Source organism: Paenactinomyces guangxiensis (assembly GCF_016055185.1).
Lineage (GTDB): Bacteria > Bacillota > Bacilli > Thermoactinomycetales > Thermoactinomycetaceae > Paenactinomyces > Paenactinomyces guangxiensis.
The window spans coordinates 81,494-102,237 of record NZ_JAECVR010000016.1 but is presented as its reverse complement, the minus strand read 5'-3'; the positions used below and the strand labels follow the sequence as shown (position 1 = coordinate 102,237).

General features: G+C 45.3%; 22 protein-coding genes. 21 read left to right on the top strand and 1 reads right to left on the bottom strand.

Going from position 1 to position 20,744, the window contains the following annotated elements; translation table 11 throughout:
* The first annotated feature begins 55 nt into the window (after window positions 1-55).
* Window positions 56-1,432, top strand: coding sequence for an IS1182 family transposase (locus I8U27_RS14820; protein ID WP_374057938.1), 1,377 nt, complete (start codon window positions 56-58; stop codon window positions 1,430-1,432).
* Here I8U27_RS14820 and I8U27_RS14815 read toward each other — a convergent pair.
* Window positions 1,376-2,011: a hypothetical protein gene (locus tag I8U27_RS14815; protein ID WP_181753443.1), complete on the bottom strand. Its 636-nt coding sequence runs from the start codon at window positions 2,009-2,011 to the stop codon at window positions 1,376-1,378. The two genes, I8U27_RS14820 and I8U27_RS14815, sit on opposite strands and share 57 nt — an antisense overlap.
* A gap of 533 nt (window positions 2,012-2,544) precedes the next feature.
* Between I8U27_RS14815 and spoIIM the strand changes: the two genes are divergently transcribed.
* The 20 genes from spoIIM (at window position 2,545) to I8U27_RS14715 (ending at window position 20,734) form a co-directional block, all read left to right on the top strand.
* Window positions 2,545-3,219, top strand: coding sequence for a stage II sporulation protein M (gene spoIIM / locus I8U27_RS14810; protein ID WP_181753441.1), 675 nt, complete (start codon window positions 2,545-2,547; stop codon window positions 3,217-3,219).
* Window positions 3,220-3,276: 57 nt separating this feature from the next.
* Window positions 3,277-3,786 (top strand): ferric iron uptake transcriptional regulator, encoded by a 510-nt coding sequence (fur, locus tag I8U27_RS14805; RefSeq protein ID WP_220185999.1) that lies wholly within the window; start codon window positions 3,277-3,279, stop codon window positions 3,784-3,786.
* Window positions 3,787-3,981: 195 nt separating this feature from the next.
* Entirely contained in the window at window positions 3,982-4,116 is a 135-nt protein-coding gene (locus I8U27_RS21060; RefSeq protein WP_258567799.1) for a hypothetical protein, read from the top strand.
* 17 nt (window positions 4,117-4,133) lie between these two features.
* Complete coding sequence (gene ald / locus I8U27_RS14800) at window positions 4,134-5,264, top strand: alanine dehydrogenase (protein ID WP_181753437.1); 1,131 nt, start codon at window positions 4,134-4,136, stop codon at window positions 5,262-5,264.
* 82 nt (window positions 5,265-5,346) lie between these two features.
* Window positions 5,347-5,589, top strand: a complete 243-nt coding sequence (locus I8U27_RS14795; protein ID WP_181753435.1) for a DUF4227 family protein — start codon at window positions 5,347-5,349, stop codon at window positions 5,587-5,589.
* Between the two features lie 68 nt (window positions 5,590-5,657).
* Window positions 5,658-6,839 carry a phosphopentomutase gene (deoB, locus tag I8U27_RS14790; RefSeq protein ID WP_181753433.1) on the top strand — a complete coding sequence of 394 codons (1,182 nt, stop codon included), beginning with the start codon at window positions 5,658-5,660 and terminating at the stop codon, window positions 6,837-6,839.
* 21 nt (window positions 6,840-6,860) lie between these two features.
* A complete protein-coding gene (locus I8U27_RS14785) occupies window positions 6,861-7,682 on the top strand; it encodes a purine-nucleoside phosphorylase (protein WP_181753431.1) in 822 nt (273 codons plus the stop codon).
* A gap of 19 nt (window positions 7,683-7,701) precedes the next feature.
* Complete coding sequence (locus I8U27_RS14780) at window positions 7,702-8,526, top strand: purine-nucleoside phosphorylase (RefSeq protein WP_181753429.1); 825 nt, start codon at window positions 7,702-7,704, stop codon at window positions 8,524-8,526.
* Window positions 8,523-9,848 carry a pyrimidine-nucleoside phosphorylase gene (locus I8U27_RS14775; RefSeq protein WP_181753427.1) on the top strand — a complete coding sequence of 442 codons (1,326 nt, stop codon included), beginning with the start codon at window positions 8,523-8,525 and terminating at the stop codon, window positions 9,846-9,848. Before I8U27_RS14780 ends, I8U27_RS14775 begins: the two co-directional genes overlap by 4 nt.
* Window positions 9,849-10,166: 318 nt before the next feature.
* On the top strand, window positions 10,167-12,437 hold the full coding sequence (locus tag I8U27_RS14770; RefSeq protein ID WP_181753410.1) for an immune inhibitor A domain-containing protein: 2,271 nt from the start codon (window positions 10,167-10,169) through the stop codon (window positions 12,435-12,437).
* A 343-nt stretch (window positions 12,438-12,780) separates the two neighbouring features.
* Complete coding sequence (locus I8U27_RS14765) at window positions 12,781-13,962, top strand: D-alanyl-D-alanine carboxypeptidase family protein (RefSeq protein WP_181753408.1); 1,182 nt, start codon at window positions 12,781-12,783, stop codon at window positions 13,960-13,962.
* 128 nt (window positions 13,963-14,090) lie between these two features.
* Entirely contained in the window at window positions 14,091-14,444 is a 354-nt protein-coding gene (gene spoIIAA, locus I8U27_RS14760; RefSeq protein ID WP_181753406.1) for an anti-sigma F factor antagonist, read from the top strand.
* Window positions 14,441-14,896, top strand: coding sequence for an anti-sigma F factor (gene spoIIAB, locus I8U27_RS14755; protein ID WP_181753403.1), 456 nt, complete (start codon window positions 14,441-14,443; stop codon window positions 14,894-14,896). Before spoIIAA ends, spoIIAB begins: the two co-directional genes overlap by 4 nt.
* Before the next feature lie 8 nt (window positions 14,897-14,904).
* Entirely contained in the window at window positions 14,905-15,666 is a 762-nt protein-coding gene (gene sigF, locus I8U27_RS14750; RefSeq protein ID WP_181753401.1) for an RNA polymerase sporulation sigma factor SigF, read from the top strand.
* A gap of 357 nt (window positions 15,667-16,023) precedes the next feature.
* Window positions 16,024-16,647, top strand: coding sequence for a stage V sporulation protein AA (locus I8U27_RS14745; protein ID WP_181753399.1), 624 nt, complete (start codon window positions 16,024-16,026; stop codon window positions 16,645-16,647).
* Window positions 16,631-17,056, top strand: coding sequence for a stage V sporulation protein AB (locus I8U27_RS14740; RefSeq protein WP_181753397.1), 426 nt, complete (start codon window positions 16,631-16,633; stop codon window positions 17,054-17,056). Before I8U27_RS14745 ends, I8U27_RS14740 begins: the two co-directional genes overlap by 17 nt.
* Before the next feature lie 27 nt (window positions 17,057-17,083).
* Window positions 17,084-17,437, top strand: a complete 354-nt coding sequence (spoVAE, locus tag I8U27_RS14735) for a stage V sporulation protein AE (protein ID WP_181753395.1) — start codon at window positions 17,084-17,086, stop codon at window positions 17,435-17,437.
* Between the two features lie 5 nt (window positions 17,438-17,442).
* Window positions 17,443-18,027 carry a stage V sporulation protein AE gene (locus I8U27_RS14730; RefSeq protein WP_181753393.1) on the top strand — a complete coding sequence of 195 codons (585 nt, stop codon included), beginning with the start codon at window positions 17,443-17,445 and terminating at the stop codon, window positions 18,025-18,027.
* A gap of 259 nt (window positions 18,028-18,286) precedes the next feature.
* The gene (gene lysA / locus I8U27_RS14725) at window positions 18,287-19,645 is read left to right on the top strand and encodes a diaminopimelate decarboxylase (RefSeq protein ID WP_181753390.1); all 1,359 of its coding nucleotides are present in this window, start codon (window positions 18,287-18,289) and stop codon (window positions 19,643-19,645) included.
* A 456-nt stretch (window positions 19,646-20,101) separates the two neighbouring features.
* Window positions 20,102-20,734 (top strand): TetR/AcrR family transcriptional regulator, encoded by a 633-nt coding sequence (locus I8U27_RS14715; protein ID WP_181753388.1) that lies wholly within the window; start codon window positions 20,102-20,104, stop codon window positions 20,732-20,734.
* Window positions 20,735-20,744: the final 10 nt, after the last annotated feature.

The window sequence follows — 20,744 nt, the reverse complement described above, 5'->3', positions numbered from 1 at the left end:
ATTTCATCCACCCTCTACACTAAAATAAAATTTCTGTAAACAACATGAAAAGGAGCTGTACCTTCAAGTAGATTTTCTACTTTTGGGACAGCCCCAGATTGAAGACAGCATTGACTTTGACTTTATCTATGACCTTGTTGAAGATTATTATTGCCTGGATAATGGGCGTCCCAGTGTGGATCCAGTGGTCTTAATCAAGATAGCATTAATCCAATATTTATTTGGCATTCGATCTATGAGGCAAACCATTAAAGAGATTGAAACCAACGTGGCTTATCGCTGGTTTCTTGGTTATGGGCTTACAGAAAAAATTCCCCATTTTTCAACGTTCGGAAAAAATTATGTCCGTCGTTTCCAAGACACAGATCTATTTGAAGTGATTTTTGAGCGCATTTTGCAAGAAGCGATTGATCACGGGTTTGTCAATCCGGAAGTCATCTTTATTGATTCCACACATGTCAAAGGCAATGCAAATAAAAAGAAATATGTGAAGAAGCTGGTTCGGGCACAGGCCCGAGTCTACCAGGAGCAACTTCAGGATGAAATCAACCAGGATCGACTGGCTAATGGAAAAAAGACATTGGCTCCCAAGAGCGATGTTGAAATCAAAGAGGTGAAGGAAAGCACAACGGATCCGGAGAGCGGATACTTTGTCAAAAATGAACGGGAACGCATTTTTGCCTATTCCTTTCATACGGGCTGTGATCGGAATGGCTTTGTCTTGGGAGCAATCGTAGAGCCAAGTAATGTTCATGACAGCCAGGTCTTTCCATCTCTTTATGAACAGATCAAAACAACGGTGGCCCAGCCAACAGCGGTTGCTGTTGATGCGGGCTATAAGACTCCTTACATCAGCAAAATCCTACTCGATGATGGGGTTCAGCCCGTTATGCCCTATACAAGACCCCAAACGAAAAATGGATTTTTTCGAAAACATGAATATGTGTATGATGAGTATTATGATTGGTATATCTGCCCTGCTGGTGAAACGTTAACTTATCGGACCACTACTCGGGAAGGCTATCGTCAGTACATTTCTGATCCAAAAACCTGCAAAGATTGTCCCTTTCTTTCCCAATGTACAAACAGCCGAAACCATATCAAGCAAATTCATCGCCATATTTGGCAGGACTATTTAGATGAAGCCGAACATCTTCGACACACGGAACAGAATAAACAAATTTATAAACAACGGAAAGAAACAATTGAGCGGGTTTTTGCCGATATGAAAGAAAAGCATGGCATGCGGTGGACGACGCTTCGAGGAAAGCGTCGCGTTCAGATGCAGGCGATGCTGCTTTTTGCTGCCATGAATTTAAAGAAACTGGCCAATTGGCGATGGCGTAACCATCGCCTTGGTCGATTTTTAAGCCAGCTAATGAGAAAACCACTTCTGGGTACAGTTTTCAGAAGTGGTTTTTCTACAGTCTGATTTCTTTTGTTCTTCTTTTACGTGCTCATTCCAAGTTTGCAGCTGAACTTCAAGTTGTTTCAAATCCAATTGGTGCTGATCAAGTTTTTCTTCCATAAGCTGACTCGTCTCTCGTAATTGGTTTTCTGTCTGTTGCTTCATCTCTTGCTGAAATTGTTCAAGGGACTGAGTATATGTATTCTTGAAAATGGCTACCTCTTTTTGATAATTAGCAGAAAGCTCCGTTTTTGCCTGCTCTTTAAGCTTCTCTGCATCTGCATGGACATTCTTGGCGATCCATTCCATTTTATCGACATGTTGAAGAATATAAGTTCTCATTTCTTTATCATCTTTCCTGATAGCTTCACTGATCAATTGCACATTTCTGTAGACCTCATCTAGTTTTTCTGCAACCACTCTGGATGATTTTTTAATGGAAAATGCTTCTTGCAGTTGTTGATCCGCTTCTCTAAACCGGGCCAATTGGCGGTCAAAGCGTTCCAATTTATGATGGATGTTTAGAATTTCGTCATGAATGTCCGCCAGCTCTTCCATTCTCTCTTTTGTTTCTTTTTTTGACAATCGCTCAAGTAAACCCATTCTCTGTCTCTCCTTTTGAATCCCGTTATGCTAGCAGGATCGATCTATCAATACTCCTGATGTATCATCTGAAAAAGTCTGCGCTGGTCTTATTGGTTGGGGGGACTTTATCATTTCGGCCAACTACACTTCTTCTTGCCCCGGCTATCACTCGAAATCTACATTCCTCTCAGGCTCGAACCGTTCTTAAAGGAATGGGAGAACGCACATATTGAATTTCCTCCTTTACTTTATCGTAACATTCTTTTTACATGAAAAGATGAAGTAAAGGATTGGAAAGCGGCACACAGTAAGAAAGCCGCACATCCGATGATTCTTTTTAAATAAGCTGCAGAGAATGCTCATCGGAATGTCCTTTTTCTCCCGATAGCGAAACGAGTGCCTCAATGATCTTTGCAGAGGTTGTCTCTCTTTCAGCGGCGATCGCCAGAAATGGAAGCCTGAAAATGAAATCTCTAACTCTATCTTATCTTTCCCGTATAATCTCCCTCTGCCTGTCATAGAGTAGAGTGACAGGCAGAGGAGGGGTTTGTATGAAAAGAAAAAGCCAGTGGAGCCAAAGCATTCAGGTGCATGTACAAAACCAGAAATCCCTTTATATATTTATAACGGTATTATTTATGATGGGTGTGATCTTCGGGGCAGTCATTGTCAATACTTTAGACCCCGCGCAAAAGGAAGGATTGCTTAATTACCTCAGTTATTTTTTCCAGGGGTTAGAGCAAAATTCAATCGCAGAATCGGAGATCGCCTTTCAGCATTCAATGGGTGACCACCTGAAAACGATTGGATTAATGTGGATTTTGGGCTTGTCGGTGATTGGAATTCCCGTGTTGCTTGTCTTTATTTTTCTCAAAGGCTTAGTGATCGGATTTACGGTGGGCTTTTTGGTGAACCAACTGTCATGGAAGGGGCTATGGTTTGCTTTTGTATCTGTGGTGCCGCAAAATTTGCTGGTCATACCCGCTTTAATTATTGTAGCCGTATCAGGGATCAACTTTTCCATATTGTTGGTGCGAAACCGGCTGATCCATCATCGGGGAACCATTTATCCGCAATTTGTTTCCTTTTCCATTCTGGTAACCGGAATGGCGGTGATGATGCTTCTATCCTCTCTGTTTGAAGCATTTATTTCCCCCCATCTGATGAAAACAGCTGTTCCGCCGGTCGGATTGATTAGTCACTTGTGTCATTTATATTTAAAATAATTATTAGATGATAGTCTCTTTTATTTGGTTTGACTTCATCAGGCTTCCTCAAATATAATGGTGTCAGATACGCAGGGGGGTGTGGATGTGGAAAAACGGGTGAACCAAATTAAACAACAGTTGTCCGCCCATAACTACAAATTGACCCCCCAACGGGAAGCGACTGTCCGAGTGCTTTTGGAAAATGAGGAAGATCACCTGAGCGCAGAGGATGTCTACCTGTTGGTGAAGGAAAAAGCTCCGGAAATCGGGCTTGCAACCGTATATCGTACACTGGAATTGCTTAGTGACTTGCAGATCATCCACAAGCTGAATTTCGGAGATGGTGTGACGCGCTATGAATTTCGGGCTGAGGGGGCGGAGCATCACCACCACCACCTCATTTGCCTCAATTGCGGTACGGTAGATGAAATCATGGAAGATTTGTTAGGCCCGATTGAAGATCGGGTTGAGAAAGAATATGATTTTCAAATTGTAGACCATCGTTTAACCTTTCATGGAATCTGTCATCGCTGCAAAGGACAGGTGGCCGATCCCAAAAAGCTGGTAGGTTCCAAAGTTACGTGAGATCCGTTGAAAAGATCTCGCGTTTTTTGTTTAAAATAATATTTGACCAGGCTTACAAGCGTGGTATGATAGTCATGGCAAAGGGGGAATAAATTGATTTACCTTTGTAACCATTTTATAAAAAGAGAGGTGAATATCTGCTACTGGATAGAAGAATGTCTGTGATGTTCGCAGGAAGCATGGGGATCTTTTCTCATGCGACGCACAAATTTTGGGGCAGGCATCAACGTCTGCCGGAAACGGCCGTCTGGCCCGCCGAAATGGTCCGGTCGTGTGTCAGGCGGAGAGAAGCGAGAATACAACTGGCACACATTTTTCTATGTATTTTAGAGTAGCAGGGTTTCATCATGATTATTGGTGTACCTAAAGAAGTTAAAAATAACGAAAATCGGGTCGCTATATCACCGGCCGGGGTAGATGCTTTGATCAATGCCGGTCATGAAGTGATCATTGAACAGGGTGCCGGTGTGGGAAGCGGATTTGCCGATAACGATTTTGTGGCACATGGTGCAAAAATCCTTCATTCGGCAGCGGATGTTTGGAACCATGCCGAGATGATTCTGAAGGTAAAAGAACCTCAGCCATCTGAGTATGAGTACTTCCGTGAAGGGCTCATTCTGTTTACATATCTCCATCTGGCACCGGAACCAGAATTAACGCAAGCCTTGATGGAACGGGGAGTTACGGCGATTGCTTATGAAACGATTCAGTTAGACAACGGAGCACTGCCTCTTCTCACCCCGATGAGTGAAGTAGCCGGGCGTATGGCTGCTCAAATCGGCGCTCAGTTCCTGGAAAAGCCGCACGGCGGAAGAGGGGTGCTGCTGGGAGGAGTACCCGGAGTTCTGCCTGCTGATGTTGTGATCATCGGCGGCGGCGTCGTTGGAACAAATGCAGCGAAAATTGCCTTGGGAATGGGTGCAAACGTTACCATTTTGGATCTGAATCCGGAACGTTTGCGACAACTGGATGATCTGTATAAAGGGCAACTCCGTACACTGATGTCCAATAGCTACCACATCGCCGAAATGGTGAAAAAGGCTGACCTCCTCATCGGTGCCGTACTGATCCCGGGCCGCCGGGCACCGCGGCTGGTAACTGAAGAAATGGTGAAAACGATGAAAGCCGGTTCGGTGATTGTTGATGTGGCGATTGACCAGGGTGGATCGATTGAAACGATTGACCGTGTTACAACCCATAGTGAACCTACCTATGTGAAACATGATGTAGTCCATTATGCAGTTGCCAATATGCCCGGCGCTGTGCCAAGAACTTCAACCTTTGCCTTGACAAATGTAACCATTCCGTATGCGGTACAAATTGCTTCCAAAGGGCTGGAGCAATCCTTGATCGAAAACCGCCCCCTCGCCCGCGGGGTGAACGTGATGCAAGGAAATGTAACCTATGAGGCGGTGGCGGAAAGCTTGAACTTGCCGTATGTTTCCCTTAATGATGTAATGGGCCGCCAAATCGTGTGATCGCGAAAAAGAGACTTGTTCGCATATTTGATCGTTCTTTTCCATAACTTTATAACAACAACCGGAAAAGGACGATCCTGCTATGATTATCTCTTTGCGCAAGATGAAGGAATGGACAAAATTTATTCTGTTGTTTGTCCTGTTTACTCTGCTGTTGTATCAGATCATGGCTTTTTTGGCACCCTACTGGAGACCGGATGTTATGTATAAGGAACCCTCGGGCGGGGCGGTTAAAGTGTTTGCATATCAAGATGCTCCGTCTGAAAGGGATCCGCTTAGCGAAATTAAAAACCGCCTACTTATTTTTTATTGGTTAGGGGAATGATGGTAACGGACAGTCAATTACTTGTGCGTTCTTTTTTTTTTCTAATTTATAATATAGGAGTGGTGCGAATGGAACGCTTTCCGCGCGTTACACTCATTGTCCTGGACAGTGTGGGGATCGGCGCTCTGCCTGACGCAGAGGAGTATGATGACAGCGGTGCCCATACACTGGGGCATATTGCCGAACATCAACAGGGGCTTTACTTGCCCAACCTTGCAAGCCTGGGGCTCGGAAACATCGAGCCGGTTGAAGGAGTACAACCTGTTGCCTCTCCAAGCGCATACTACGGAAAAATGAGTGAAATGTCCAAAGGAAAGGACACGACCACAGGTCATTGGGAGTTTATGGGGATTTATACTCAAAAACCTTTTAAAACTTATCCCAATGGTTTTCCGGAAGAATTAATCCGGGTCTTTGAAGAAAAAACAGGGCGAAAAGTGATTGGCAATAAACCGGCTTCGGGAACGGAAATCATTGCCGAGTTAGGCGATGAACATATGAAAACGGGAAACCTTATCGTCTATACTTCCGCGGACAGCGTATTTCAAATTGCGGCCCATGAAGAGATTGTTCCTTTGGACGAGCTTTACCGTATCTGTGAAATTGCCCGTGAACTAACGATGGACGAGAAATATTCTGTTATCCGCGTCATCGCCCGGCCGTTTGTCGGTGGGCCGGGGAACTTCACCCGCACAGCAAACCGCCGTGATTACTCAGTTAAGCCGCCGGCAAAAACAGTATTGAACTACCTGGCCGAAGCGGGTCTCGATGTGATCGGCCTGGGCAAGATATCTGATATTTATGCCGGAGTGGGTATTACCCGTTCCATACATACAAAGAACAACGCAGACGGAGTTGACCAGTTGCTAAAGGTGTTGTCAGAACCGTTTCGCGGGTTAGCTTTTGCCAATCTGGTCGATTTTGATGCCAAGTACGGACATCGCCGTGATCCGGTTGGCTATGCACAGGCGTTGGAGGAGTTTGACGCACGGATTCCGGACATTTTAAAAGCTTTGCAGGATAGGGATTTGCTTATCATTACCGCGGATCACGGCAATGACCCGACTCATCACGGAACCGATCACACCCGGGAATACACACCACTTCTAGTGTTTGGCAAGAAGTTGTCTAAGGAAGGAAAATCATTGGGATTGCGTAAGACATTTGCCGATATTGGTGCAACCATTGCCGAAAACTTTCAGGTTCAGGCACCTCCCATCGGCCGCAGTTTTTTACATGAACTCAAATAACGGAGAAGGAGTAGTGGAACGATGAGTCTGACCCGGACACAGATCAAAGAAGCAGCAGAATCAATAACCACAAAAACAACTGTTCGACCGCGAATTGGCCTGATCCTTGGTTCAGGACTGGGCGTACTGGCTGAAGAGCTTGAGAATCCTGTATCAATTTCCTATGAAGAGATTCCTCATTTTCCGGTGTCAACCGTGGAGGGGCATGCCGGCCAACTGGTTCTTGGTACGCTTGAAGGACAGCAGGTAGTGGTGATGGCAGGACGTTTTCATTTGTATGAGGGACACGAGTTGTCTTCGGTTACATTCCCGATCCGTGTCATGAAAGAACTGGGTGTGGAAACGATATTGGTTACAAATGCGGCGGGAGGGGTAAATGAGTCTTACTCAGCGGGAGATCTGATGCTGATTCGTGATCATATTAATTTAATGTTCCGCAATCCTTTGATTGGTCCCAATGATCCTGAATTGGGCGTGCGTTTTCCTGATATGTCCAATGCCTATGATCCTGATTTGCGTGAACTGGCCCGACGGGTCGGAGACAAGCACGGGATTCAGTTACAAGAGGGAGTTTATACCGCCGTATTGGGACCATCGTATGAAACACCTGCGGAAATCCGGATGATTAGAAAAATCGGCGGGGATGCAGTGGGGATGTCTACTGTTCCCGAAGTGATCACTGCACGCCATGCAGGAATCCGTGTGCTCGGTATTTCCTGTATCAGTAACATGGCGGCGGGAATTCTGCCGCAACCGCTAAGTCACGAGGAAGTGATGGAGACAGCTGATCGGGTAAAAACAAAATTTATCCAACTGGTGAGAGGCATTATTCGTGAACTTTAACAGCGGGGAGGAACCATCAATGAATCGCTTGCAAATGATTGAAGAGGCAAAAAATAAGATACGCGGATTAACCGAACACCAGCCGCAAATCGGTCTCATTTTAGGATCGGGACTTGGTGATCTGGCCAAAGAAATGGAAGAGGCCATCGTTGTTCCATATGGGGAGATCCCCCATTTTCCGGTGTCCACAGTGGAAGGGCACGCCGGCCAGTTGGTGATTGGGAAGATGGGGGGCAAAACAGTTGCTGCCATGCAGGGACGCTTCCATTTCTACGAAGGTTACAGCATGAACGAAGTTGTGTTCCCTGTCTATGTGATGAAAGCACTAGGCATTCAACTGCTGATTGCCACCAATGCCGCAGGTGGGATGAATTCCGGTTTTCGGCCTGGTGACTTGATGGTTATTACCGACCATTTGAATATGACTGGTTCGAATCCCCTGATCGGTCCGAATTTAGCAGAGCTGGGTCCCCGTTTCCCGGACATGTCCTCTGCCTACACCCCGGAACTGCGGGAAGTGGCTTTCACTGTCGCCAAACAACAGGGTGCTCAGTTGCAACAGGGAGTATATGCCGGAGTAAGCGGCCCTACATATATGACTCCTGCAGAATTGATCATGCTGAGAAATCTCGGCGGGGATGCTGTAGGAATGTCTACTGTTCCCGAGGTGATTGCCGCAAGCCATGCGGGATTGAAAGTACTGGGTATCTCCTGCATCACGGATATGGCGATCGGTGAAGAGCTGGAACCGCTCAGCCATGACCAGGTGGTTGAAGTAGCCAACCGTACCAAGCCGGTTTTCATGAAGCTGGTGAAAGGAATCATCCAAGAGGTAAAGATATGAATACAGTAGAACTTATTCGCAAAAAAAGAGACGGACAATCCTTAACTACAGAGGAGATTCAGTACCTTATTGATGGATACTCCAAAGGCAGCATTCCGGATTACCAGATTTCTGCCTGGGCAATGGCTGTTTTTTATCAGGGTATGACCGAGAAAGAAACGGCCGATTTGACCATGTCTATCGTCAAGTCGGGTGAACAGGTGGATCTGTCCGGTATTGCCGGTGTCAAAGTAGATAAACACAGCACCGGAGGCGTGGGCGATACAACAACACTGGTGCTGGGGCCATTGGTTGCTGCTGCAGGTGTTCCGGTGGCAAAACTATCCGGACGCGGACTGGGGCATACCGGCGGTACGGTGGATAAGCTGGAGTCGATCAGCGGCTTTTCAACGGAAATGGAAACCAAGGAATTTGTTGATTTAGTAAACAGAAACAATATCGCCGTCATGGGGCAGACAGCTGATCTGACCCCTGCGGATAAAAGACTCTACTCTTTACGCGATGTAACGGCAACTGTGGAATCCATCCCCCTGATTGCCAGTTCCATCATGAGCAAAAAAATCGCCGCTGGTGCCGACGCAATTGTTCTGGATGTCAAAACGGGCGACGGGGCATTTATGAAAGAAGAAGCGGATGCCATTCGCCTGGCGGAGGCCATGGTCGCGATTGGAAAGCATGTTGGCAGGACAACAGTTGCTGTAGTTAGCGATATGAGCCAGCCGCTGGGATTTGCAGTGGGAAATGCGATTGAGGTCAAGGAAGCGATAGATACACTAAAAGGGCATGGTCCCGCCGATTTAAGAGAACTGAGTCTGATTCTGGGAAGTCAGATGCTGGTGTTGTCCGGGAAATACCAAACAGCGGAAGAGGCACGCCACACGCTGGAAACATGCATCAATGACGGCAGTGCGCTGGCAAAGTTTAAAGAATTTATTGCCGGGCAACATGGAAACCCGGAGCAAATTGATCACCCCGAGAAATTGCCCCAACCACAGGAAAAGATTTCCGTGCCGGCTGAATCAGACGGAATCGTACAGGCCATCCAGGCTGAAACGGTTGGTTTGTGTGCGATGAAATTAGGGGCAGGACGCGCGACGAAAGAGGATCAGATCGACCATGCAGTAGGAATCGTCTTACACAAAAAAGTGGGGGACAAAGTGAAAAAAGGTGAGGCGATTGCTACGCTGTATGTGAATAAAAAGGATGCCGTGGAAGAAGTGAAAAAACGCATGATAAGTGCGATTGATATTCAGGATCGCCCGGTTACCCCTCCGGCTCTGGTTCGTTGTATTGTCTCCGCAGAGGGGATCATTCAAGTTTAACCGGAAATGGTAACTGGTATTTACATTTTAGGCAGGCCCGTGCTTCTTATCAATGAGCACGGGCTTTTATTTTAGGGGGGATCTGTATCAGCGGGAAAATAAATTTCCAAATATAATCTCTAATGCTGTTTTAACCCATTTTAATCAGTGGATTGCCCCCAATGTTAAGTCAACAGTAGCTGTTGAAATATCCTATCGCCATACATATAATTAAAAATTAAAAACTGAATATTTAGATTAACGTATTATTATTGAAAAACATTTAACTATATTTATAATTAATATTGTACTTTCAATTTAAAACAAAGGGGGAACCGTATGAAGATCAATAAGTCAGTGATTGCCTTGCTTTCTACATCCTTACTGATCGGAGCCGCTGTAGTTACCCCCGGGGCAGGTTACGCCAAATCTGCGCCGGCAGCTAAGGTTTCTGAAAGCGAAGTTGACTGGTCAGTAGTAAACCAGGAAGCACTTGTAAAATCTTTAATTAAAAAAGGCAAACTGAGTAAAGATGCTTCTCCCGCGGAAATTGAGAAAGCAGTCAAAGCTTATGCTACTCGGGGCAAAACGCCGAACGCCAAAACCGGTGGGATCGATGTCTCCAGTAAGTTCGGTAAACGTGCTTATAAAGGAAAAAAAGCACTGCAAAAAAGAGTGGCAAAAAAGATTGCTGGTTTGAAAGAAAGTGTACCGGAAGCAAAGGGCTTAAAAAAGCGGCATGTTGATAATGCGGTTGTTGCTTTGATCGAGTTTCCGGATTATCCGCATAACAACATCAAGCGTGAAGATGACAGCCATTTTTGGGTGAAAGATTTCAATCAAAAGCATTATCAGAATTTGCTCTTTAATCGTAATGGATTCACAATGGATGATGGAACAAAACTAAAAACGATGACTCAGTACTATTTGGAACAATCCGCCGGCTACTGGGCATTGGATGGGAAAGTTACTCCGTGGATCAAGGCGAAAAATGATGCTGCATATTACGGTTCCCACGCCGGTTACGCGAATGATGCCAGACCCCGGGAACTTGTCAAAGAAACATTGGAGTCTGTGGGTAAACAAATTGCCGGAAATGAAGCGAAATTTGACCAGCGTGATCCCTACGATTTTGATAACGATGGTAATGTCTCAGAACCGGACGGCTTGTTGGATAACCTGTTTATTGTTCACTCCGGTATGGGTGAAGAGGCGGGCGGAGGAGACCTGGGAGAAAATGCAATCTGGTCTCACCGTTCTGTCATCGGTGCCGAGCCTGTACCGATTCCGGGAACCACACTGAAAGCATTTGACTACATCATTCAACCGGAAGATGGAGCATCCGGGGTATTTTGCCATGAATACGGGCATAATCTGGGACTGCCGGATGAATATGACACAGGTTATACCGGTTCAGGTTCTCCGGTTGAAGCCTGGTCCCTCATGTCCTACGGAAGCTGGACGGGTAAAATTCTGGGTACCGAACCGACCGGTTTCAGCCCGTGGGCAAAATTGTTTTTCCATGAAACATACGGCGGGAACTGGCCGGCTCCAACCGTGATTGATTTTGAGGAATTGCATAAAAAGAGAAAATTTAAAGTTAAAGAAGCAGTTGCAGATACCAAAAGTGGAAAAATGCTCAAAATTAATCTGCCCGACCGCTTAGTGGATCCGCCAACCCAACCGCTGGGCAGCAAATCTTATTTCTCTACCAAAGGCGATATGCTGAACACTAAGATGATCTCTTCGGAAATTGATCTGACCAATGCGAAAACAGCCAAACTCACCTTTGATTCCTGGAGAGAGATTGAGACGGACTACGATTATCTCTATGTCAATATTTACGCAGATGGCGCCACAAAGCCAACCCCGGTAAAAGCGTATGATGATAACACAAATAAACAGTGGGTCACAGAAGAGATTGATCTCTCCGGCTTTGTTGGAAAGAAAATCAAGGTTGAATTCCAATATGTGACTGATATTGCTTTAACCATGGAAGGTTTCTACGCCGATAACATCACAGTGGAAGCAGACGGAAATGTTGTTCTCAAAGATGACGCAGAAGGCACCCCGAAATTCACTCTGGATGGATTTAAAGTGTTTGACGGTTCTCGCATCTCATATCCCAATTACTACCTGGTAGAATGGCGGACCCATAACGGAGTGGACGAGGGCCTTGCTCACCTTCGCCGCAATAACAGCTACTTACCTTACGACCCCGGAATGCTTGTCTGGTATTACGATGGACGCTTCGGTGAAGATAACATGACAGGTGTCCATCCGGGAGAAGGTTTCCTCGGTGTTGTTGATGCACACCAGCGCGGGCATTACTGGGATAATGGCGAGGTAGGCACAACAAGATACCAGATAAATGACGCCGCATTCGGATTTGAACCGACTTCACCGATCAATGTCGTGTATCCGGAATTTAGCATGAAATATGATCCACTGCCGGGGATCAAAACCTTCTATGACGGAAATGACTATTCTTCTCCATTCAATCCGGCTGGAGGAAAGTTACTGCCGAAGAACGGGTTGAAAATTGAGTTGAAGAAAGTGAACAGAGATAAAACCCAGGCATGGATTGAAGTTTCTAAAGTCAAAAAATAATTGGTTTCCAAAGGCTCTCCTCATTTAACAAGAGGGAGGGCTTTTTTTGTGAAAGCGTTCAATGAGTAATAGAGCGGAGAAATCATATTTGCGGCGAGTGACCTTAGCTCCCGCTGCGGAACGGAGTCCCACAGGGAAAGAAGTTCTAAGAGTTGAAACTCTAAGAACTTCTATGCCTCAATATGATTTCGGAGCGGGTCCAGTGAGACAAATCTTTCATGCCAGAATTGTGTCGCCCAAAAATGCGGCTTTCTTTAGGGGGGCACTTCTTGCCTGTGTTTTGGAATAATTACCCTGTTCAAGGTTCAGACTATGAGTACATTGAATAGGAGGGACCTTGCAGATGTATAGACGAACCGGGATTGCCTTGCTGGCCTTTTGCCTTGCATTTACCCTGTTTCTTCCCAAAACTTTTGCTAAAACGGAACAAGATTTGGCATCTTCTGCAGTTTCCGCGGTACTGATGGATGCTGATACGGGAACAATCTTGTTTGAAAAAAATAGCCATCAAAAGCTGCCTCCGGCCAGCATTACGAAAGTGATGACATTGTTGTTGGTGATGGAAGCACTTGACGAAGGGAAGATTTCTCTCAAAGACAAGGTCAGAATTAGTGAAAATGCAGCTTCAATGGGAGGATCCCAGATATTTCTGGAACCCGGCGAAACGATGAGTGTCCAGGACCTGTTAAAGGCGGTTGCAGTAGCCTCTGCCAATGATGCCTCAGTAGCATTAGCAGAATTTTTAGGGGGAACTGAACAACATTTTGTCCAGATGATGAATGATAAAGCGAAGAAACTGGGGTTAAAAAATACCCATTTCCAAAATACCAACGGTTTACCTGCCGAGGATCATTACTCCTCCGCCTACGATATTGCTGTAATGTCAAGAGAATTGTTGAAGCATCCTGAGATTACCAGATATACAGGAATCTATCAGGATTATTTGCGCCAACAATCCAAAAAGCCATTTTGGCTGGTCAACACGAACAAATTGGTTCGTTACTATCAGGGGGTAGACGGAATTAAAACCGGCTATACCTCTGAGGCCGGGTTTTGCCTCTCCGCCACGGCTAAAAGGGGAAACTTTCGGGTGATCGCAGTGGTGATGGGTGAGCCCGATGTAAAAAAGAGAAACCAGGAAGTCTCAGGCATGCTCGACTACGCTTTTAATCAATACACGAGCCATCTCGTTTATAAAAAGGGAGATTTAATTGCCGAAAAAGAGATTGACAAAGGTGATCCGGAAACGATAAAGATTCGTGCCAGCCATTCTTTCAGTATTTTAGTAAAAAAAGGGGATGATGGTAAAGGAATTACAAAATCTGTGATCTGGAAAGAGCTGAAGGCACCCATTCATAAAGGGGAGATACTCGGAAAAATAGAGTTTTCCAAAAACGGGCGCAAGATTGCGGAGATGGAGATAATAAGTGCCAAAGAAGTGAAAGAAGCCAATTTATGGTCAAGCGTTAAGCGGGTTGTGAACCGTGTTCTATTCCTGCCCAGAGAAACTGAAGAAAAAGAGTGAACAAGAAAGTCGAGGAATACTTGGACGAGGGGACAAGTACCCTCGATTTTTTGTTTCTTATTTTTAGGGAAGGAAAGGAAAGACATTTCGTAGAAATAATGGATAAAAATAGAGGGAGGGAACAGCGGATGAGTTTAACACTTCAAATACATCACTCTCGTAATGTACTCATCGTCCGGTTATGTGGTGAGCTGGACCACCATACGGCCGGAAAGGTTCGTCAAATGATTGAAGCTGAATTAGAAAAAGAGATATATACTCATTTGGTGGTCAATTTAGCAGACCTGGATTTTATGGACAGTTCCGGCCTCGGCGTGATCCTTGGCCGATATAAGAGAGTGACCCAGTTAGGCGGGAAAATGATGCTCTGCTCCATCCGGCCTTCTGTTTACCGGCTGATGGAGATGTCGGGATTATTTAAGATTCTTCCGATTTATGAGGATGAACACAGTGCAGTGTCCGCTTGTGGGGTGGCGTCATGAAAGAGGTACATAAAAATTTCATGGAGTTGAAATTTGCAAGTCGTTCCGAAAATGAAGCATTTGCACGTGTTGCTGTAGCCTCATTTGTGTCACAGTTAGATCCGACGATGGAAGAATTAACAGATATCAAAACCGTTGTATCTGAAGCGGTTACCAATGCGGTTATTCATGGTTATGAAGAACAGGCTGAAGGAATGATCTATATCCGAACTGAAATTGAAGGTTCCCGTGTCAGCATTACAATTTCCGATCAGGGAGTGGGCATCCCCGATGTAAATGAAGCCAGGCAACCTCTTTATACATCCAAACCGGAGTTAGAACGGTCCGGAATGGGTTTCACCATCATGGAGAATTTTATGGATGAGGTGGCCATCCATTCCAAGCCGGGGCAAGGAACAACTGTTTATATGGTTAAATATTTGAAAACTCAACAGCAATCGCTGGCCAATTGAGGGATCCTATGGATGCAGATGTGCGCAACAGCAGACATGGCCATCTCTCTGATGAGGAAGTCAAACAGTTGATCCGGGCAAGCCAGGAAGGGGATGTGGGAGCTCGTGACCGGTTAGTCAGCCATAATATCCGCCTGGTTTGGTCCGTTGTCCAGCGCTTTTTAAACCGGGGATATGAAGCAGAGGACCTGTTTCAGATCGGGTGTATCGGATTGTTAAAGGCGGTGGATAAATTTGATCTCAGTTATGACGTCAAATTTTCTACCTATGCCGTTCCTATGATTATTGGCGAAATCCAGCGTTTTCTCCGTGATGATGGCATGGTTAAAGTAAGCCGTTCACTGAAAGAAATGGCCAACAAAGTACGGAAAACGAAAGATGAATTATCGAAAAAGTTAAATCGGATTCCGACGGTACAAGAAATTGCCGCTGAAATGGGAGTAGATCCGGAGGAAATCATCTTTGCCCAGGAAGCGAACCGTGCCCCCACTTCCATTCATGAGACGGTTTATGAAAACGATGGAGATCCGATCACTTTGATGGATCAGATATCTGACGAATCGGAGGCCGCGTGGTTTGACAAACTTGCCCTAAAAGATGCCATCCACCGTCTATCCGACCGTGAAAGGCTGATTGTCTATCTGCGTTACTTTAAAGATCAAACTCAGTCAGAAGTAGCAGAAAGGTTGGGAATTTCTCAGGTACAAGTCTCCCGTTTGGAGAAGAAAATCATTGCCCGCATTCGTGACGAGATGGACTATAGTGACTAGAGCAAATCACAAAAAATCCATACTAACGACACAACTGTGGGATAAAAATTTGAATCATGCCGGGGAAGCAGAATTCTGCCTTCCCCCTTTAACTACACACTTTTACAGAAAAGAGCACTTCTTGGAAGTCTTCTTCCGATGAAGTGCTCTTTTTCACTTACTTTCCCGGAGAATATTTGGGCAGTCTTTCAGTTCCCAAAACTTACTTTTAAATTGGATTCCTATTTTGACGGAATCTATATAGTGAGTATTTATCAAATTCTTCTGATATCCTGGTTGGCAAGTTTTCCATATGTGCATGTCTGCAGAGCTGTGAAGCATACTACATATATCAATGCATGAAAGGGAGTTGCCCACGTGAAACCGATTGTCTATCTGCGATTGAAAAAGAAATTACAAGCGCAGCCCGGGCAACTGTTACGCATCAAGGATGTCAGCCGGTTAGTTGGGGATGAATCTTATAAAGAGTTACAGGAGATTCCCGTAATTACGGCATCTCTTGAACACGGAAACTTTGCCGTGATCGATTTTCTGGACTTGATGCATCTGATTCATCAGCATAATCCTACATTAGACATCCGTAATATCGGACCCCCGCAAACGGTCCTGGAAATCCAAACGCCGGGGAAGGCTCCAAACCCGTTACTTGTTATTTTCGTATGGATTATCTTATTTATCGGCTCTGGCCTTGCCATTATGAATTTCCATACAGATGTGAGTATGCAAGAAGTACATGAGCGGATTTACTATCTGATCACCGGAGAGCATGTTAAACGTCCATTCATCCTGCAAATTCCTTATTCCATCGGGATCGGTATGGGGATGATTATATTTTTTAACCACCTGTTTAAGAAACGCTTTAATGAAGAGCCAAGTCCAATGGAGTTGGAAATGTATCTTTATCAGGAAGCGATTGATCAGTATGTCATTAATGATGAGAAACAGAAAGTAGAAGGAAGCTCCCGTGAACCTTCTGGATAGTTTACTGTTTATCTTCATCGGTTTAGCCGGGGGGATCGCGGTCGGAAGCGGATTTGTCGCCTTTATCACGGTGCTGGATATTGTTCCCAGGCTGACACAGATCACGAAGTCTCATCAATCGATTCAAAGCTTTGAATATTCCATGGTTTTGGGAGTTGTTTTTTTTACCTGGATCGATTTTCGCGGATGGACGATAGAGATCCCGGTCTGGATCATGGTTCCCATTGGGTGGGTGATGGGGCTGTTTGTCGGGATGCTTGCGGCAGCGTTAACAGAAGTGTTGAATGTATTCCCTATTTTGGTGAAGCGAATGCATATGCAGGCCCATCTCCTTTATCTGTTGATGGCCATGGCTTTGGGAAAAGTGACAGGGTCCTTGTTTCAATGGCTTATTTTTCAGATTTGGTAATCAGCTGTAAAGAAAGGTTGTGATTCAGTGGGATCGTTCTGGGCGGCATTTCTGGTGGGAGGGATCATCTGTGTCATCGGACAATTGTTAATTGATTTAACCAGACTTACACCCGCACATGTATTAAGCCTGCTCGTTGTTATAGGTGCAATACTGGACGGTTTCGGCCTTTATGAACCTTTGATTCGATTTGCCGGTGCAGGGGCAACTGTACCCATCACCAGCTTTGGCAATGCTCTGGTCCATGGGGCGCTCATGGAAGCAAAAACCAATGGGTGGGGCGGCATCCTGACAGGAATTTTTGAAGTGACCAGTGCCGGTATTTCGGCCGCAATTATCTTTGGATTTCTCACCGCTGCAATTTTTAAACCTAAAGGATGAACGGTATGTCCAAACGTCAAGTTATTCTTGTAACAGATGGAGATATGGTGGCCCAGGATACATTGGAAGAAGTTGCCCAAAAGGTGGGAGGGCGCTGTATCTCTTTATCTGCAGGCAATCCAAGCCCCTTAAGCGGACCGGAACTGGTGGGACTCATCAAACAAGCCGCCTATGACCCTGTGTTGGTAATGTTTGATGATTGTGGCTCAAACCGGGAAGGAGTCGGAGAACAAGCGCTGAAGTATGTAGCCACTCATCCGGATCTCGAGGTGCTTGGAGCGATTGCCGTTGCTTCTAATTCTACCAAAAGTCAAGGAACCCCCGTTCATATGGCGCTTGATTGTGACGGGAATGTAGTGGGGAATGGGGTCGATAAATACGGACAGGTAAAAGAATCCCAACACTTGCGAATTTTTGGCGATACCGTGGGAGTGTTAAACCAGATTCAAATTCCTCTCATTGTCGGGATCGGAGATGTCGGGAAAATGAAAAGGAAGGATCATATCCGGTTGGGAGCACCAGTCACTACCAAAGCCGTAAAGCTCATTTTGGATCAATATAACCGAAACAAAGCGAAAAAAATAAAATAAATGCCGATCCCCAGTGTTATAGGATCGGCATTTTTGTTCGGCGAAGTGACCATCTGAACCACTTCACTTTTCTTCCGAATCCACTTTTAATGTCTGGCCCGTCTGCTTCCTATTTGAACGCCTTTTCTCTTTTTGATTCCTGCGCAAAATTTCTTGTTTATTTCTAGCGGGACTTGTCGTATATTAAAGGGTATTACAAACGAAAAAAATGCTATATAAACTTGATGATATAGAACGAAGAAGCAAAGGGGAGAGATTGATGTTCTTGCATGGCACCAGCCGGATTAATGAATCCGGACACCTGGAAATCGGCGGATGCGATACCGTTCAACTGGCAAATCAATACGGTACACCTTTATATATTGTAGATGAACAACTGATCAGACAAAAGATGCGGGCGTTTGTTGGTGCATTTGAGAAGACAGGGCTCCCCTTTCAAGTGGGATATGCGAGCAAGGCATTTAGTACCCTGGCTATGTGCCGCATTGTGGATGAGGAAGGCCTGTTATTGGATGTCGTCTCGGACGGTGAGCTGTATACCGCCCTTCATGCGGGATTTCCCGCGGAACGAATTTATTTTCACGGAAACAATAAATCTCCGTTTGAAATAGAGTATGCACTGGATGCAGGCATTCGTTTATTTGTTGCGGATAATTTTATTGAATTAGAAATGCTTCAGGTATTAGCTGAACAAAAAGGGAAAAAGGCAAATGTGATTTTACGTGTCAGCCCGGGTGTTGAGGCTCATACCCATGCCTATATCCAAACGGGGCAGGAAGATTCCAAATTCGGTTTTGATCTTTCCAGCGGACAAGCGCATCAAGCGGCCTTACAAGCGTATCATGCTTCCCATCTCAACCTGGAAGGATTTCATTGCCATATCGGGTCGCAAATCTTTGAAACAGAAGCGTTTCGGCTGGCGATTGATAAGATGGCCCGGCTTGCGAAGGAGTGTTATGAACAATACGGGATTCAAACACGCATTTTAAATGTAGGGGGCGGCTTTGGTATCCGCTATGAGGAAAATGAAACTCCCCGGCCGGTTGAACAGTATGTTCAGACAATCGCCTCCGCAGTTACCCGGGCATTTCAACGCTTACCGCAAATTCCGGAAATCTGGATTGAACCGGGTCGCAGTATTGTTGGGGAAGCCGGAACCACCCTCTACACCATAGGTACGGTCAAAGAAGTAATCGGTGTCCGCAAATATGTAGCCGTGGACGGCGGAATGACAGATAACCTCCGCCCGGCTTTGTATCAGGCCAGGTATGAAGCCATGCTGGCCAATCGTGCTGCTGAGGAAGCGGACGAAACTGTTTCGATTGCCGGAAAATGCTGTGAAAGCGGCGATATGCTCATCTGGGATATTGAATTGCCCCGGGTAACGCAGGGGGATTTACTTGCGGTCAGCTGTACGGGGGCATACAATTATTCCATGGCGAATAATTACAACCGCATCCGCCGGCCCGCTGTTGTATTTGTACAAAACGGAGAAGCAGATCTGGTTGTGGAAAGGGAAACGTTACAGGATATCATTTCACAGGATCGGATTCCAAAGCGCCTTTTGCGCAAGGAACAGGTAAAAACAAATGAATCCCAGCTATCTAAAACGCTTTAAGCCTAATCCTGACACCCAAAGGTAAACGAAAAGACCGCTGAACCCCAAACTGGACTATAATTAGGGACAGTTCTTTACGTATTCTACGTAGGGAATGATCCCTTTTTCCTTTCTTAAAAGACAATATAACTGTTAGCCCTAAAAAATGGAATGAAACCCGTTCTCTGAACGGATTTTCCATATTCGGGCGGTCTTTTTATCAGATACCTTACCTAGTTGAAGATGATATTTTATCCATCGTTTTGGCCGTATGTCTGGCTATTTCTACTCCCGGCAACTCAAGAACTTCCGGAAACGGACTTTCTAACCAGTCATAAGCAACCCGGTGGGTTGTCGCACTGGTCATATTTATGTGCTGAGTTGATTTTCACTTTTTTGATCAATTGGTCAAAATAGGATAAGATAATAACAGCCAATGAGTGACCACTTGGTCAACTGATGAGGAGGTGTGATTGATTGGCCGATCCATACCAACAGATTCCGGAAGATAAACGGGATAAAGTGTTACAAGCGGCAATAAAAGAATTTGCCCGGTGCGGTTATGAACGGGCATCCACCAATCAAATCATTCAAGAGGCCAATATATCAAAAGGTTTATTGTTTCATTACTTTAAGAACAAGAAAAATCTCTTTCTGGCAACACTAGATTATTGTTTCAACCTTCTTTTAAACCATATGCAGCCTTATATGGAAGAAATGTCCGCGGATTTTTTTGAACGATTGCTGGAACTGGGGAAAGCGAAAATGAAAATGTTTCTTGATCACCCTTTAGAGTACCGTATTCTGATGATCGCATTTGCGGACGCGCCGGCAGAGATCGCAGAAGAAATAAAACAACGCTATGAGCAAACGGAGGCTATTAGCTATTCGTTTATGCTAAGAGGGATTGATCACTCAAAATTTCGTCCCGAAATCGATCAAGAGAAAGCGATCCAACTGGTGATGTTAAGCCTGGAAGCGATGAGGAACCAATGGTTACAACGTTTTCAGGTTAATGAGGATAAAGGGCTGTCCCAATTTGATGATGCTTTGCAGGAAATGGAACAGATGGTCGAAATATTAAAATATGGCGTTTACCGTCGGGAGTAGAAAGGAGGAC